Annotated in this window: 13 protein-coding genes and 1 tRNA gene; 7 read left to right on the forward strand and 7 right to left on the reverse strand. The window is 43.6% G+C overall.

Features of this window, described 5'->3' with window-relative positions; translation table 11 throughout:
- Positions 1–124 precede the first annotated feature (124 nt).
- The 5 genes from LCL96_RS22010 to LCL96_RS22030 all read left to right on the forward strand — a co-directional run bounded on the left by LCL96_RS22010 (position 125) and on the right by LCL96_RS22030 (position 4903).
- Positions 125–197, forward strand: a tRNA-Ala gene (locus LCL96_RS22010).
- Between the two features lie 173 nt (positions 198–370).
- The gene (locus tag LCL96_RS22015) at positions 371–1777 is read left to right on the forward strand and encodes a vWA domain-containing protein (protein WP_224945361.1); all 1407 of its coding nucleotides are present in this window, start codon (positions 371–373) and stop codon (positions 1775–1777) included.
- A 164-nt stretch (positions 1778–1941) separates the two neighbouring features.
- The gene (locus LCL96_RS22020; protein WP_224945362.1) at positions 1942–3141 is read left to right on the forward strand and encodes a lactate 2-monooxygenase; all 1200 of its coding nucleotides are present in this window, start codon (positions 1942–1944) and stop codon (positions 3139–3141) included.
- Positions 3142–3304: 163 nt separating this feature from the next.
- Complete coding sequence (locus tag LCL96_RS22025) at positions 3305–3850, forward strand: GNAT family N-acetyltransferase (protein WP_224945364.1); 546 nt, start codon at positions 3305–3307, stop codon at positions 3848–3850.
- Between the two features lie 60 nt (positions 3851–3910).
- A complete protein-coding gene (locus LCL96_RS22030) occupies positions 3911–4903 on the forward strand; it encodes a potassium channel family protein (RefSeq protein WP_224945366.1) in 993 nt (330 codons plus the stop codon).
- On the opposite strand, the gene LCL96_RS22035 is transcribed toward LCL96_RS22030, so the two are convergent.
- From LCL96_RS22035 to LCL96_RS22045, 3 genes are all read right to left on the reverse strand, one after another.
- Positions 4896–5303 carry a YugN-like family protein gene (locus LCL96_RS22035; RefSeq protein WP_224945368.1) on the reverse strand — a complete coding sequence of 136 codons (408 nt, stop codon included), beginning with the start codon at positions 5301–5303 and terminating at the stop codon, positions 4896–4898. The two genes, LCL96_RS22030 and LCL96_RS22035, sit on opposite strands and share 8 nt — an antisense overlap.
- 95 nt (positions 5304–5398) lie before the next feature.
- Entirely contained in the window at positions 5399–6748 is a 1350-nt protein-coding gene (locus tag LCL96_RS22040) for a glucose-6-phosphate isomerase (RefSeq protein ID WP_224945370.1), read from the reverse strand.
- A 383-nt stretch (positions 6749–7131) separates the two neighbouring features.
- Positions 7132–8295 (reverse strand): iron-containing alcohol dehydrogenase, encoded by a 1164-nt coding sequence (locus LCL96_RS22045; protein ID WP_224945372.1) that lies wholly within the window; start codon positions 8293–8295, stop codon positions 7132–7134.
- Positions 8296–8494: 199 nt separating this feature from the next.
- On the opposite strand from LCL96_RS22045, the gene LCL96_RS22050 reads away from it, so the two are divergent.
- Positions 8495–8728, forward strand: a complete 234-nt coding sequence (locus LCL96_RS22050) for a DUF378 domain-containing protein (RefSeq protein ID WP_224945374.1) — start codon at positions 8495–8497, stop codon at positions 8726–8728.
- Positions 8729–8773: 45 nt separating this feature from the next.
- Here LCL96_RS22050 and LCL96_RS22055 read toward each other — a convergent pair whose 3' ends face one another.
- The 3 genes from LCL96_RS22055 to LCL96_RS22065 form a co-directional block, all read right to left on the reverse strand.
- Positions 8774–10177, reverse strand: coding sequence for an aldehyde dehydrogenase (locus tag LCL96_RS22055; protein WP_224945375.1), 1404 nt, complete (start codon positions 10175–10177; stop codon positions 8774–8776).
- A gap of 210 nt (positions 10178–10387) precedes the next feature.
- Entirely contained in the window at positions 10388–11632 is a 1245-nt protein-coding gene (locus tag LCL96_RS22060) for a Glu/Leu/Phe/Val family dehydrogenase (RefSeq protein ID WP_224945377.1), read from the reverse strand.
- Between the two features lie 152 nt (positions 11633–11784).
- Complete coding sequence (locus LCL96_RS22065) at positions 11785–12978, reverse strand: ornithine--oxo-acid transaminase (protein ID WP_263628286.1); 1194 nt, start codon at positions 12976–12978, stop codon at positions 11785–11787.
- Between the two features lie 310 nt (positions 12979–13288).
- On the opposite strand from LCL96_RS22065, the gene LCL96_RS22070 reads away from it, so the two are divergent.
- Positions 13289–14671: a sigma-54 interaction domain-containing protein gene (locus LCL96_RS22070; RefSeq protein WP_224945380.1), complete on the forward strand. Its 1383-nt coding sequence runs from the start codon at positions 13289–13291 to the stop codon at positions 14669–14671.
- Between the two features lie 304 nt (positions 14672–14975).
- Here the strand turns inward: LCL96_RS22070 and LCL96_RS22075 are convergent, their stop codons facing one another.
- Positions 14976–16436: a catalase gene (locus tag LCL96_RS22075; RefSeq protein WP_224945382.1), complete on the reverse strand. Its 1461-nt coding sequence runs from the start codon at positions 16434–16436 to the stop codon at positions 14976–14978.
- Positions 16437–16643 lie beyond the last annotated feature (207 nt).

The following is a 16643-nucleotide window of genomic DNA, read 5'->3' on the forward strand; positions in this document are numbered from 1 at the left end:
TTACCCTTCATGGAAGAATCCGACTTGGCCAGGTGAAAGAATTTCTAACGAAAACAAATAATATTTCAAAAAAACATTGACGAATAGCATGAATTTTCCTTATAATAAATCTTGACCGATTCACGGGGCATTAGCTCAGCTGGGAGAGCGTTTGGCTGGCAGCCAAAAGGTCAGCGGTTCGATCCCGCTATGCTCCATACCGTAAAAAGGCGTCCTTATTATTTATAAGGACGCTTTTTTTATTGGGTACGAAAAACAGGACGTTCACCAACGGTCACTTAAACAAATGATTGGTTTATGGTCACAAACCAACGGGTAGTAAATAAAAGTAAATTTATGGATAAAAATACAAACGAAAAAGGAGCATGAAATGAAAAGCCTTAAACCATTTTTACTATGTACATCCCTTTTTATTCTATTAACGGGATGTCAGGAAGATTCAGAACATGCCTCTTCAAAGGACAAAGAAGCCAATCATCCGGAAGAAACCACTACAGTCTCTAAAGAAGTGGATATATCAAGCATCACCCCTGAAGAGTGGATCAGCGCAGACCCTGGTGAACTCTATCAAAAATACATAAAGAAACAAAGTTGGTCCAAAAATCCCAAAGAGTATAAAGCAGCTACAGGTAGCGCCATCGACCACTATATAGATAGTGTCGACTCGAAAGAAACCGAACAGTGGAATGAAAAAGAGTGGGCACACTCCATCCTCTCCAGCCTTCAAACAGGATACCGGGACATTGCCTCTGAACTTGAAAATTATGAAGTCGTCTACGATGAACTGAAATTGCCCGATGGCCGGCTCCTGCAGGATATCGAGATGGATGAAATCACTCAGAAACAAGACAAGAAGGTCAATGTGGCCTTTTTGATTGATTCGAGCGGGAGCATGAAGGCCAAGGTGGACGGTGAAAGCAAGATGTCCCTTACCAAGGAAAGCCTGGCTCGTCTTGCAGAGGAACTTCCGGATTCCGTGAATGTTTCCCTCATCGCGTTCGGACACAAGGGGACCGGAAGCGATGCAGACAAAGAGATGTCCTGTAAAGCCGTCGAATCATTCTACCCTCTTCAACCATATGACGTTTCGGCCTTTTCAGATTCATTGAATAAATTTGATCCAAAGGGATGGACCCCGCTGGCATCAAGTATCGAATTAGCCAACGAACAACTGTCTTCCCAAAGTGACGAAAATACGGAGAACTTCATCTACGTTGTGAGCGATGGGATCGAAACTTGCGATGGCAATCCGGTTGCGGCAGCTCAAAAAGTGAAAGAGGACAATACCAATGTCAAAATCAATATCATCGGATTTGATGTGGACACAGAAGCCGATGAACAATTGAAGAGAGTTGCAGAAACCGGAGGTGGAGAATACTCGTCCGTGAAAACGAAACAACAACTTTCCGAGATTGAAAATGTATGGAAAGAAGCGATCAATAAAAACACGTGGAGATGGTGGGCGGTCAATCGGTTCAGTGATAATGTGTGGACCACAGTCGACCATTATTATGCCTTGAGGGGGATTGTCTCCACTTATCAGTCCATGCTGCAAAATGAAGACAATCGATTATCCCAAACACTCAATCAGCTTGAAAAGGATTCACTCATTGATTCAGAGAAACGCTCTGCCATCTCTTCTCTCTTAGATGATCGTCAGGAGAAAATAAGAAACTATCTGGCGGACCTTGAATCAGAGAAACACGAAGAAGTGAAGACCGTTTCTGATGAGCTTGATAAAAAGCTGGATGCGATTGAAGAGCAGGTTGGGATATAAACGAAGGAGTCCGGTCTACGTGGTCGGTCTCTTTCTTTCGTAAATAGATTGACTATTCTGTCTATTGACGGTACGATTTTCATATAAAAGGATAGCCCCGCCGATGACATACGCTTCCTTTTTCTATTAGCACCCCTTCGGCATGATAGAAAGGAGACGAATACATGCGCCAATATGGAAACAAAGTCCAAAATGAAATCTATCAGGGGAAGGTCCGTCCCTCCATCCCCTTCCGGTTTGAAGAGCTTGAACAACGGGCACGGGAAAAACTTGCAGACGGTCCTTATTATTATGTTGCGGGAGGTGCCGGCGGCGAAGAGACGATGCGTGCCAACAGGGATAGCCTCGACCGTTGGCAGATTGTTCCTCGGATGCTGAATAATGTGGAGCAGCGTGACCTTGAAGTGACGTTATTTGGAGAAACCTACTCTTCTCCCCTTATGCTTGCCCCGATCGGAGTGCAATCCATCGTTCATTCTGAAGGGGAGTTGGCCTCTGCACGCGCGGCAGCTTCCATGAATGTCCCGTTCATTGCAAGCTCCGCCTCTACCTATTCTTTAGAAGAAATCGCTGCTGTCATGGGTGATGCCCCAAGATGGTTCCAGCTTTATTGGAGCAGCGACCCGGAGATTGCAGCCAGCATGCTTGGGAGGGCGGAAGCGTCCGGATATTCTGCAATCGTCGTAACCTTGGACGCCCCTATGATGGCCTGGCGGGAATCAGATCTTGAAAACACGTATCTTCCTTTCTTATCCGGGGAAGGAGTCGGTAATTACGTAAGCGATCCTGTTTTTCGCTCAAGGTTAAAACATCCACCCGAATCCGATCCGAAGGCAGCCGCCCTCCTTTGGGCCAAAGTGTTCGGAAATGCCCGTCTGACCTGGGCTGATTTAAGCTTTTTGAGAGAACACACAACCCTTCCGATCCTCCTTAAAGGCATTTTACATCCTGAAGACGCAAAACTCGCCGTCGATCATGGAATCGATGGAATCATTGTGTCCAATCATGGCGGAAGACAGGTGGACGGAGCAATTGGTGCCTTGGACTCGTTGCCGCTTATTTCTAACGCTGTGAACGGAAAGATACCTGTATTATTCGACAGTGGAATCCGGCGGGGAGCCGATGTCGTGAAAGCATTGGCCCTTGGAGCAAGTTCGGTTCTGTTAGGAAGACCTTATATGTACGGACTGACCCTGGCCGGTGAGGAAGGAGTCAAGGAAGTGATCCGGAATGTCATGGCAGATCTTGATCTGACCCTCGCCCTATCTGGTCAATCATCCATCTCTGGATTGGATCCTTCACTTCTCATTCATGTGGATGATCTTCAAAGAAAGATAGACCGTAAACACAATTTGCAGGTATAAAGATTTTTCCACCTCTGTCTGATAGACAGGGGCTTTTTTATGTCTAGTTCAGCGATTTTAAGATTTAGGTAGGCTCATAAACGATGTCAGGGATACCATGAAACTTTCTTGTTCCCCTGTAGATATTCCATGGTATACTTTCCTTTACAAGGGGTTGATATATTTGGAAAAATATCCATTATTTGAAACAGAAAGATTGGTACTGAGACAAATCACCATGGAAAATGTCGATTTCCTTTATGAACTCTATACTTCCGACGACGTTCTGAAGTACTTCGGGATGAGCCCGATTCAATCCAAAGACGTTGTCGTCAGCATGGTGGAGAATTATGAAAAGCAGTTGGATTTAGGCGGACCCATGCGCTTTGCCATTGTGGAGAAACAAACAGATAAGATGATCGGGACATGCGGTTTTCACGGCATTTCCAAGGCTTATAAGCGGTGCGAGATAGGCTACGATCTGATCCCTGATCAGTGGGGAAAAGGAATCATGGGTGAGGCACTCTCTCCTTTACTTAACTATCTGTTTATGGATAAAGGAATGAATCGCATCGGAGCGGTGATCGTCCCTTATAATAAGGCGTCTTCGCGAGTGGTGGAAAAGCTTGGTTTCAAGCAGGAAGGCTTGCTGAGGGACTATATTCTTCAAGGTGACCATGCGTATGATGCGTATATGTACAGTTTATTAAAGAAAGAATGGCTGGAGTAGTTATGAGACGAACCTGAAAAGGAAATAATGGTCAGTGCAGATGAAAAAGGAGCTGGTAGAATGGTACAGCAATTGTTTCACGGGTTCTTGCGCTGGCCCTTAGTTATTCGGATATTCATGATCGCCATAACGCTGATGCTTTCATTTGGTACCATCATTCATTTCATAGAGCCTGACACCTTTCCCTCATTATTCGACGGCATCTGGTGGGCGATCATTACTACATCCACAGTAGGATATGGCGATTTTGTTCCATTAACATTAGAAGGAAGACTTCTCGGGATTGTGCTTATCCTGGTTGGTGCAGGCTTTCTTTCCACCTATTTTGTCACTCTGGCAGCGGAAACCGTCATGACACAAAATGCCTACCTGGAAGGAAAGGCCACGTTCAAAGGAAAAGAACATGTCGTGATTGTAGGCTGGAATGAGCGTGCACGGGAAGTGATCAATCAGCTTACCTCCCTTCAGTCAGGTTGTGATATCATTTTGGTCGATGAAACCCTCCAGAAGAACCCTTATAACAATCATCATATTCACTTTGTAAAGGGAACCCCTTTCAAGGATGCGATCCTGAAGAAAGTCAATTTGCAGGAAGCATCGATAGCCGTTATTACAGCCGATCAAAATAAAGATGAAATCACGTCGGATATGAATTCCGTCTTGACGCTTCTTGCCATTAAAGGGAACCACCCGGAATTGTATACAGTGGTCGAGATTCTTCAGAAAGATCAGGTCGCGAATGCGAAGCGGGCAGGGGCCGATGAAGTCATTCAGACGAATATGCAGACAAGCTATGTAATGATGAACAGCATCATTTCTCAAGGTATGTCTAAAACGATCTTAAAGCTGTTGAATCACCTTAAAGGAAATAATCTGAAGCTGGTTCCTGTTGCAGAAGAGTACATCAATGAAAATTTCCATTCTCTTAGTGGACATCTTCTCAAGAACAACGTCATCCTTTTAGGCATAAAAAAAGGAGAAAACACAACTGTGAATCCTCCTTTAACGACAATCGTTGAACAATCAGACGAACTGCTTGTGATTTCTAACTAGAAAACAACGTATTTTCAAGTTCTTTTACAAGTTCCTTTCCTACAGAAATGTATTCTTCAGGAAAGCTCGCATCTGGATCCTGCGGTTCCGAGAATTGATTGACAGAGCCCGAGAAGCTTCCTGTTGACGCAAAATCGTCTAAACCAACCTGATACTTATGGGAGAGTAGGAACGGTTTTCCGAATTCAACCGTAGCCCCTCTTGAATCCAATTGCCCGTCAACTGAGGTAAACGGCACTCTTAAAAATTGATATCCAACCTCGTCATCAATTTTATAATCAAAATAACCGTGATCATAATCCCAATTTCCGCCGATCGAATATCCAAGCGGCTTTAATAGCTGTTCAAGCTTATACAGTTGATAATGTTTTCCTTCGATAGTCGATGAAAGCTCAATCACATGGATGCATCCCCTTTCTTTTAGGGATAGTTTCTCCTAAAGGGAAAGAAAAATGTAAAAAGAGCACCGAGTTTCCACTCGGTGCTCTTTTTATATTATTTAAGGCGTTTTTCAAGTTCAGCTTTCTTCTCTTCAAAGCCAGGTTTTCCAAGAAGGGCAAACATATTCACTTTATATGCTTCCACTCCCGGCTGATCAAATGGATTCACCCCTAGAAGATATCCGCTCATAGCACATGCTTTCTCGAAGAAGTACACGAGGTAACCGAATGTGTATGCATCCATAGCAGGAATCTCTACGATCAGGTTAGGGACTCCACCATCTGTATGGGCAAGCAATGTACCTTCGAACGCTTTATTGTTCACGAAATCCACTGTTTCACCTGCCAAATAGTTCAAGCCATCCAGGTCACTGTCCGCTTTCTCGATTTTAAGCTCATGACGGGGCTCTGACACCTTGATGACCGTTTCGAAAATATCACGACGGCCTTCCTGAACATATTGACCAAGAGAATGAAGATCCGTAGAGAAGTTTGCTGAGGAAGGATAAATCCCTTTTTGGTCTTTCCCTTCACTTTCCCCGAACAGCTGCTTCCACCATTCAGCAAAGTACTGTAATCCAGGCTCATAGTTAATGAGCATTTCGATTGTTTTTCCTTTGTTGTAAAGTGCGTTACGAACCGCAGCGTATTGGTATGCAGGATTCTCAGTCAGTTCCGATTTTCCGAAATCTTCACGTGCCTGAGCAGCACCGTTCATCATCGTCTCTATTTCTACACCGCTTACGGCAATGGGAAGCAATCCTACTGCAGTCAGAACCGAATAGCGTCCTCCGATGTCATCAGGAACAACAAATGTTTCATAGCCTTCGTCCGTTGCCAATGTTTTCAGGGCACCCTTCGATTTATCCGTTGTGGCATAAATACGTTTACGGGCCTCTTCCACTCCGTACTTGTCTTCAAGCATATTGCGGAAGATACGGAATGCAAGTGCCGGCTCTGTCGTTGTACCTGATTTTGAGATGACATTAATGGAGAAGTCTTTTCCATCCAGAAGATCCATCAAGTCTCTCATATAAGTGGAGCTGATGTTTTGTCCCACGAACAACACTTGAGGAGTGGAACGCTTCTCTTTCGGAAGGGCATTGTAGAAGCTGTGGTTCAGCATTTCGATCGCTGCACGTGCTCCCAGGTAAGATCCGCCGATTCCGATTACCAACAGAATGTCGGAATCACTCTTAATTTTCTCGGCTGACTTCTGAATGCGTGAAAATTCTTCTTTGTCATAATCAACTGGCAGGTCAATCCAGCCCAAGAAGTCACTCCCTGCACCTGTTTGTTCATGTAATGAATGATGAGCAACCTTAACGGCATCACTTAAGTATGTAAGTTCATGTTCTCCAAAAAACGATAACGCTTTTGAATAATCAAAACGAATGTGTGTCATAACCATCCTCCGATTAAATTATTTTCTTCTATTTCACTTTATCGAAAGCTGACCTGAGAATCAAGAAAGCTCCCTTTATGTAAGCGCGTGCATGAAAAATTTTTATTCATGACGGTTCTCACCCGCTTATATTCCCCTATTTACTAACAAGAAAACCGCCTGTTGAAGGATTCTACAATAGAAAAATGGGGATTCTGCTTGCCTTACTTGAAAATCCGGCCGATTCTCCACTTTTTCCAGCTAAAAAGAGAAGTATTCCAGCCAATCCACAAGATAATTAAGCCGAAATCGCTCAAAAACCAGCCATTTAACTTTATTTTCTAGAACTGAAACCCCATCAAAAAAAAGGACGGACCTCAAAAGGTCCGTCCCTCCCCAATTTCTTATAGTGATGCTCTTAAGATCGCAAGAACGTCTTCTTTGTTCAATTTATTGAAGTTACCGAATTCGCCGTTTGCCATTGCTTTGTCGGCCATAAGATCTAATTGACTGTCGTCAATATCATAATCCGCTAAGCGTGATGGAGCACCGAAGCTAGACCAGAATTCACGAAGCTTCTCGATTCCTTCAAGCGCCACTTCCTCTTCTGATTTACCTGCTGAATCTACATTGAATACTCTCACTGCCAGTTGGGCAAAACGTGAAGGATTCACTTTCAGGTTATGCTTCATCCAGTTAGGGAAGATGATCGCAAGTCCACCGGCATGCGGGATGTCATATACGGCTGACACGGCATGCTCGATGTTATGACTTGCCCAGTCACCATTGTAGCCCATTTGAAGCATCCCATTAAGGGCAATTGTACCGGAGTAAAGGATTGTTTCACGTAGCTCATAGTTTTCAAGATCCTCAATCAGCTTTGGTGCCGTTTCAATAACAGTATTCAAGACAGATTCACACATACGGTCCTGAAGCGGTGTGTTTGTAGCATTATTGAAATACTGTTCAAACACGTGACTCATCATATCGACCATTCCGTAGATTGTATGATCCTTTGGTACAGTGAACGTATTTTCAGGATCCAGGATGGAGAACTGAGGGAATGTCACAGGGCTGCCCCAGCCATATTTCTCGTTTGTTTCCCAGTTTGTGATAACCGACCCGGCATTCATTTCAGAACCCGTCGCCGCAAGGGTAAGAACCGTTCCGAACGGAAGTGCTTCTTTGGCAAAAGCCTTCTTCGTCACAAGATCCCACGCATCTCCTTCATACTTTGCACCGGCAGCGATGGCTTTCGTACAATCGATGACACTTCCGCCTCCAACGGCTAAAATGAAATCGATATTATTTTCTTTGGCCATCTCCACACCACGTCTAACTGTAGAAAGACGCGGGTTCGGTTCTACACCTGATAGCTCGAATACTTCACTGTCAATTTCGTTGAGAAGAGACATGACCTGGTCATAAAGACCATTACGTTTGATGCTTCCACCACCGTAAACGACGAGCACCTTTTTACCATATTGAGGTACCAATTCTTTCAACTGCTCTACTTGTCCTTTACCAAAAATTAATTTAGTCGGATTATAAAAAGTAAATTCATTCATTGCTTGTTACCTCCTTGTATTAATAAGGGTCCACTTGTTTCGTAACCCAAAATGTTTTCAACACATTTTCTATTATCGAATATATCATCCCCAAATTGCAAAGAACTTGCACAAGGAAATTTTACTATGGGCACATTGAATAGGAATGGACGGAAGGGGAAACTTATAAATGAGCCATTGAAAATAGGAGGAAAACAACATGAGTGGAATTCAACGTATTGCATTGGTTCTTACCATCATCGGGGCTGTCAACTGGGGACTTATCGGTTTCTTTCAATTCGATCTTGTCGCAGCGATATTCGGTGGACAAGGTGCAGCTTTATCCCGGATCGTTTACGGTTTAGTCGGAATCGCCGGCCTCATCAACCTTGGTTTGTTATTCAAACCGACGGAAGAGCTTGAAAGAGAACCACATACAGAACCAACAAGATAAAAAGCACCTCAACAAATAAAGGTGACCCATCCCGGGTCACCTTTTCTATTTCAACAACTTTTTGATGATCTGCATACCGAATCTTCCACTTGGATAACGGAAGCTCATATCGAATTTCGTCGTCTGCTTCAAAATGCTCTTATAATGGGAGAAGGTTGAAAAACTTGATTCTCCGTGATAATTCCCGATTCCGCTTTCGCCTACCCCTCCAAAAGGAAGGTAAGGTGTGACGATATGCATAAGTGTATCATTCACGCACCCTCCACCAAAGGAGATCGATCCGTTGATCCTCTCTTCAGTTATGGGATTGCTCGTGAATAGATAAAGGGCAAGGGGTTTCGGACGCTCTGTCACAAAGTCGATGACTTCTTCCAGATCGTCATACTCAATGACAGGAAAGACAGGACCGAATATCTCATCCTGCATCACCGCTACCGAGAAATCTCTTGGCTTCATTAACGTAGGTTCGATTTTCAAACCGACAGGATCCACATTCCCTCCCAAAAGGATTTCCCCATCTTCCAAATAGCTTGTTAAACGATTGTAATGCCGTTCGTTTACAATTCGCCCGAACTTATCACTCTTCAATGGTTCCGTCCCATAGAATTCAATCACGGTTTTCTTAAATTCAGTGATGAACTCATCTTTCTTGCTACTATGGATAAATAGGTAGTCCGGTGCAATACAGGTTTGCCCGGCGTTCGTCACTTTCCCGAAAGCGATCCGCTTTGCGGCTAGGGGGATATCCGCCGTTTCGTCCACGATACAGGGGCTTTTTCCACCCAATTCGAGGGTTACGGGGATCAACTGCTTTGCGGCTGCCTCCATGACCACTTTCCCGACCGGCACACTTCCTGTGAAAAAGATATAATCAAACGGTTGCTTCAGAAGGTTTTGTGTCGTCTCCACTCCTCCCTCAATGACAAAAAGCTGTCTTGGATCAAAGTGTGTGTTGATCATTTGAGCCAGTAGTGCAGAGGTGGTAGGTGTGAGCTCCGACGGTTTAATGATCGCTGTATTTCCTGCTGCAATCGCTCCGATGACCGGGGCCAATGCAAGCTGGACCGGATAATTCCATGGTGCGATGATCAATGTGACTCCGTAGGGCTCCGGTACCGTATACGCTTTAGAACCAATATGTGTTTTCGCCGTCTTTACTTTTTTGGGTTCTGCCCACTCATCGATATGCTTCAGCACGAATCGGATTTCCTCGAGGAGGATGCCGATTTCCGTCGCATACGTCTCCATCTCCGACTTATTTAAATCTTTTTTAAGGGCATTGATGATTTCTGCTTCATGTTCCTTAATAACGGTAGAAAATTTCTCTAACAAATCTTTTCTGTATTGAATGGGGCGGGTCACCCCGGACTTGAAGTATTTCTTATGCGTTTGCAGACTGGATTCAATCGCTTCAGAAGAAGCTTCTTCTATCAATAGTTCAGTAGACATATTTCCCCTCCGAATCTTTAATGTTTAATGGTTTAAACACAAGAACATAAATATCATGCATCACAATCATTTCATTGTCAATTTCAATGATTTTACCCAAATTCAACGCTTCTTAACCATTTCTACATTCTTACATAAATTCCTTCTAAGACTAAAAAAAGAACGCATCTCATTGGAAAATGAGAATACGTTCTTTCATTCATGCGATCGTTACACCCAACCTCTAAATCTTGAGGCTTCAGCCATTTTGCGTGCGCCGACCATGTATGCGGCTAGTCGCATATTCACTCGACGATTCTGAGATGTTTCGTATACATTGTTGAAAGCTTCGACAAGTTTAGCATAAAGCTTCTCGTTTACTTCTTCTTCTGTCCAGTAATACCCCTGATTGTTCTGAACCCATTCGAAATAAGAAACCGTTACCCCTCCCGCACTCGCAAGTACATCCGGAACAAGGAGGATCCCTCTTTCAGAAAGAATTCGTGTTGCTTCGAAGGTAGTCGGACCATTCGCAGCTTCTACCACAATGGATGCTTTAATGTCATAGACATTTTCTTCCGTGATTTGGTTTGAAATCGCTGCAGGCACAAGAATGTCACACTCGAGCTCCAATAATTCTTTATTCGAAATTGTGTTTTCAAATAAAGTCGTAACAGTACCGAAGCTATCCCGACGATCTAACAGATAATCAATGTCCAAGCCAGCCGGATCATGGAGGGCTCCATGAGCATCTGAAATGGCGATTACCTTCGCACCGGCATCATGCATGAATTTCGCTAAGAAACTGCCGGCGTTTCCAAAACCTTGGATGACGACGCGTGCACCTTTAATATCGATGCCACGTTTCTTTGCTGCCTGTTCAATACAGATGGTCACACCTTGAGCTGTTGCCTTTTCACGACCTTGGGAACCACCAAGGACAATCGGTTTTCCAGTAATGAACCCTGGTGAGTCATTTTCACGAAGACGGCTGTATTCATCCATCATCCATGCCATGATTTGAGAGTTTGTGTACACATCAGGTGCCGGGATATCCTTCGTCGGACCGACAATCTGACTAATGGCACGAACGTAACCACGGCTCAGCTTCTCCAGTTCAGTGAAAGACATCGTTCTCGGGTCACAGATGATCCCGCCTTTTCCTCCACCGTATGGCAGATCCACAATACCGCATTTCAAACTCATCCACATAGATAAAGCCTTTACTTCCTCTTCATCCACTTCAGGATGGAATCGTACCCCACCCTTTGTTGGACCGACTGCGTCGTTATGCTGAGCACGGTAGCCCGTAAATACTTTGATACTGCCATCGTCCATTCTTACAGGGATCCGGACGGTCAACATACGAATAGGCTCTTTCAGAAGTTCATACATTTCTTCCGTATATCCAAGCTTCGATAAAGCATCATTAATGACATGCTGTGTAGAAGTAAACAGATTAAGGTTTTCTCCCATTGTAAACATTCGCCTCTTTATTATGTGATCTGAAACGTTGTAATTGTAACATATTACCGTATCTTAAACCATTGACTTGGGAAAGAAATAATTTTTATTTTCCTATGTGTTTTGACCCATTTCAGAAAAAAATCTTCTTACCCGAATTAGTATCAAGACAATACTTTCTTGATTCTCTCAATTGCCCAATCCAAGTCTTCTTGTGAGATGACAAGCGGTGGAGCAAAACGAATCACTGTGTCATGTGTTTCTTTACAAAGCAGTCCTTCTTCTTTCAGTTGTTCACAGTATTTACGAGCAGGTTCACTTAGCTCAACACCAATGAATAAACCGCTGCCACGAACTTCCTTAATCATAGGATTATCTATCTCACGAAGTTTACTCATAAAGTATTCTCCCATTTGCAGGGAACGGCCGGCGAGATCTTCGTCGATCAACACATCCAGGGATGCAACTGAAACAGCACATGCCATTGGATTTCCTCCGAAAGTAGATCCGTGTGAGCCAGGGTTGAATACGCCGAGCACTTCCTCGTCTGCTACAACGCATGAAATCGGGAATACTCCTCCACCCAATGCTTTTCCTAGGATGTACATATCAGGATTCACATCTTCCCACTCACACGCAAACATTTTACCGGAACGGGCTAGACCTGCCTGGATTTCGTCTGCAATGAATAGGACATTGTTTTCCTTACATAGCTCATATGCCGCTTTCATGAAGCCTTTAGGAGGAAATACGATTCCTGCTTCCCCCTGGATTGGCTCAATAAGGAAAGCTGCTGTGTTTGGAGTGATCGCTTCTTTCAACGCTTCCAGATCACCGTAAGGAATCAAGTTGATCCCTGGAAGCATCGGGCCGAAGCCGCGCTTGTATTCCTCTTCTGAAGAAAGGGAAACAGCTGTCATCGTTCTTCCGTGGAAGTTACCGTTACATGCGATGATTTCTGCACTGTTTTCAGCTACACCCTTCACATCATAAGCCCAGCGTCTAGCCGTTTTGATTGCCGTTTCCACTGCCTCTGCACCGGTGTTCATTGGAAGAGCCATGTCTTTACCTGTCAGTTTACAAATCTTTTCATACCAAGGGGCCAATTGGTCATTATGGAATGCACGGGATGTTAACGTCACACGGTCTGCCTGATCCTTTAACGCCTGAATGATTTTTGGATGGCGATGTCCCTGGTTTACTGCTGAATAAGCGCTTAGCATATCCATATACTTATTTCCTTCAGGATCTTTCACCCAAACACCCTCAGCTTCTGAGATGACGATTGGTAGGGGATGATAGTTTTTCGCACCATACTTTTCTGTTTGTTCAATAATCGAATGAGTACTAACTGCCATAATAGGTTCCTCCTAACGTAGTAAAAACAATTCAATATTTATATACAAGGAGAGAGCCCCTGTATCAACAGGCTTCTCCAACTTCCACACTTAATCCGGAGTGACAAGGGACATTAACAGGTATGCAAAAAATATTTGCATTTAGAAAACCCTTACACTTATAATAATGCAAAAGATAGTTGCGTTTTTCAAGAGTTTTTTTAAAATTTTCTATTATCCCATTCTTTTTGAAAATATAACCTGAAGTGACTATAGATCAGCAAATACATTTGCCATTAGAATCCAAGACTTTGAAAAGGAGAGAGACCGTATGCTGGAACTTGAAAAACGGTTGTATATGTACGAGAAAGTCGCCGAACATCTGGAATCAGGCGTTCATGTCATCGACTCGACAGGAAGGACCATCATCTACAATCGAAAGATGCGTGAAATTGAAGGGATGGAAATCGAAGACGTCCTGGATAAGAATTTGCTGGATGTTTTCCAATTCCACTCCGAGGAAGAAAGCACCCTTCTGAAGGTCCTAACTACAAAAGAACCCACTCTCAATGTGAAGCAAACATATTTCAATATGAACGGAATTGAAATCACGACAATGAATGACACCTTTCCGATTTTTCACGGTGATGTGCTGATCGGAGCCATTGAAATTGCCAGGGACATCACCAAGCTTGAAAAAGTGATGAGAGATCAAGTACATAAAAAGTCCAGCAGCTTTTTCACCTTTGACAGCATCATCGGCAAGCATCCCCGCCTACAGGTAGCTGTAGAAACCGGAAAACAGGCGACGAGGACCTCTTCCCCGGTTTTGATCTGTGGGGAGATCGGAACAGGAAAAGAATTGTTCGCTCAAAGTATTCATAATGACAGTGCCCGTGCCAACCACCCTTTTATTACGCAAAACTGTTCATCTTTGCGGGACGATATGCTTGAAGAAATGCTCTTTACCATTGAAGGTGAAGTGGAATCCTCTGAAGATCACCGACCGTCTTTATTCCAGCAGGCCCAGGGCGGAACACTCCTGCTTGATGAAATCAACTCATTAACCCCTTCCCTTCAGGAGAAGCTATTAAACTTCCTTTCGAAAGGGACGGACCTTCCATTTGACGTTCGGGTGATGGCGACAGTGAACGAAGATCCAATCGATGCCATTGCAGAGGGACGCCTTTTGAAGGATCTTTATTATAGACTGAGCATCGTATCGGTCTTCATCCCTTCTCTCCGTTCGAGAAAAGAAGATATGCCGGAACTTGTGAACTATTTCATCGATCAGTTCAATCATCATTTTGCTATGAACATCAAAGGGATTTCCGATGAAGTGTGGGAGATATTCCAACAGTATGACTGGCCGGGAAATGTCCGTGAGCTTGAGCACGTCATCGAGGGGGCATTTAATCTGGTGGGATTCGAAGAAGAAATCGGATTCAACCACCTTCCATTCGGTTTCAGGCAGAGAATCCATCATGCAGCAATCGGTCATCAAAACCAGGATGAATCGGAGTTTCTCTATCAATCAGGAACAGAAATCAAGCCATTGGAGCTTTTCATGGAAGAAGCTGAAACCTATTATATCCAGAAAGCACTGAAGTACCACGAGTTCAATATCACCAAAACAGCGAAATCACTCGGGATGAGCAGGCAGAATCTGCAGTACCGGATCCGGAAGTATGGGATTGAGCGGAGTTCATTTTGATGGGTTTTGGGGGCCACTTTCTTTTTTGGGGAAGTGGTTTTTTGTTATGGTATAGGGGATTTTCGAATGGAGTCCGGTGATTTTGTCGATTTATGTAGAATGGTCGATATCCTGAAATTACGGTTGATAAATTGAAAATACGGTCGATAAATTCAGATTTAGGGTTAATAAATTTCCTAAACGGTAGATAAGTCAACATAACGGTTCATATATAAAAACCTCTCCCATTTACTCCTCTATCCTTTCCAAAAAAAGAGCACCAGTCCTCATTAAGAGTCTGGTACCCTTCCATTCCATTTTCATTTTATGACATATGCTGCAAATAAGGAGACAAATCCATACCAATTCGATCCGCCAGCCTCTTTCCAAGTTCTTCATCTGCCCGAAAGAAATTGCATATGGCTCTAAGGGCGATTCTTTCGTCAATGGTGGATAACTCTGCAGAAATATTTTTCACCACCTGTTCTTTCACTTCATCAGGATAACTTCGGTAGATGCTTCCCGCTTGACCGAAGTCATCTGTTTTACGGATCTTCTGCCTCCCTCTTTCACCAGTCATCGGCTGCTGCACTTCTGTATAGCCAGCAACCTCTTTCGGCGTATCATCAAAGCTGTTTGGCTCATAGTTCACAGACCCCTTCTGCTGCTTGATTGGCATATGCCCGTCCCTCTGATTATTCGCGACCTGAGCGAATGGACAGTTGATAGGGAGCTGAAGGTAATTGGCTCCGATTCGATAACGTTGTGTGTCTGAATAGGAGAAAAGTCTTCCTTGTAATAATTTATCTTCTGACGGCAACATTCCATTCACCAGCACTCCGGGATTGAAACCGACTGATTCTGTTTCCGCGAAGACATTCTCAGGATTTCGATTCAACATCATCGTTCCGACAATTTGTGGTGGAATGTCATCTTCCGGCCAATCCTTTGTTGCATCCAGGGGATCGAAATCATATTCATCCATTTCCATTGGATCGAGTACCTGCACATAAAGATCCCATTCAGGAAAATCCCCATTCTCAATTGATTCATATAAATCACGACTTGCATGATTAAAGTCCTTCCCCTGAATTTCTCCTGCTTTTTCAGAAGATAGATTCTCAATGCCTTGTTTAGGTTTCCATCTTAATTTTACATATACGGAATTCCCCGCTTCATTTACCCATTTATAGGCATGAACACTCGATCCCCGCATTTGTCTATAGTTTGCAGGAATGCCCTCATTCGTATAGAGATGAAGCAGCATATTCGTTGATTCCGGGGTCAAGGACATGAAATCCCAGTACCTCTCAGGTTCCTGGATATTTGTTTGAGGATTGGGCTTTAAGGAATGAACCATGTCCGGAAACTTCATGGCATCCCGTATGAAGAAAACGGGAAGATTGTTACCCACGAAATCCCAGTTTCCCTCTTCTGTGTAAAATTTTACAGCAAATCCACGGGGATCCCTCAATGTTTCCGGAGAATGCTGACCATGGACAACCGTAGAGAAACGAGCAAATACAGGGGTTTCTTTACCGGCATTTTGAAAAAGGGCGGCTTTTGTATATTTCTTCATGCTGTTTTTCGTCACGAATACCCCGTGCGCTCCCGCTCCTCTTGCATGGACGACTCTTTCTGGAACCCTTTCTCTGTCGAAGTGGGCAAGCTTCTCAATTAGTTGATAATCTTCTAGCAGTGTAGGCCCTCTTTCTCCTGCTGTTATTGAGTTCTGATTATCGCCAATTGGCGCGCCTTGATTCGTTGTTAGTTTTCTATTATCCACTACAAACACTCCTCTAAATTATAATTATTATTATGTGATTACAGTTATATTCTACTCAATTGAGAATGAAAGTCAATCACAAATTATAATTATTTTAAATTAGTAATGATTAAAAATAGTAGATTCAGACAATAGAAAAGAGACAACCTATACAATAGGTTGTCTCCAAAAAAGAATTTTAGAAAAGGAAAACCATAACATCACATG

Source organism: Rossellomorea aquimaris (assembly GCF_020172085.1).
Classification (GTDB): Bacteria; Bacillota; Bacilli; order Bacillales; family Bacillaceae_B; genus Rossellomorea; species Rossellomorea aquimaris_E.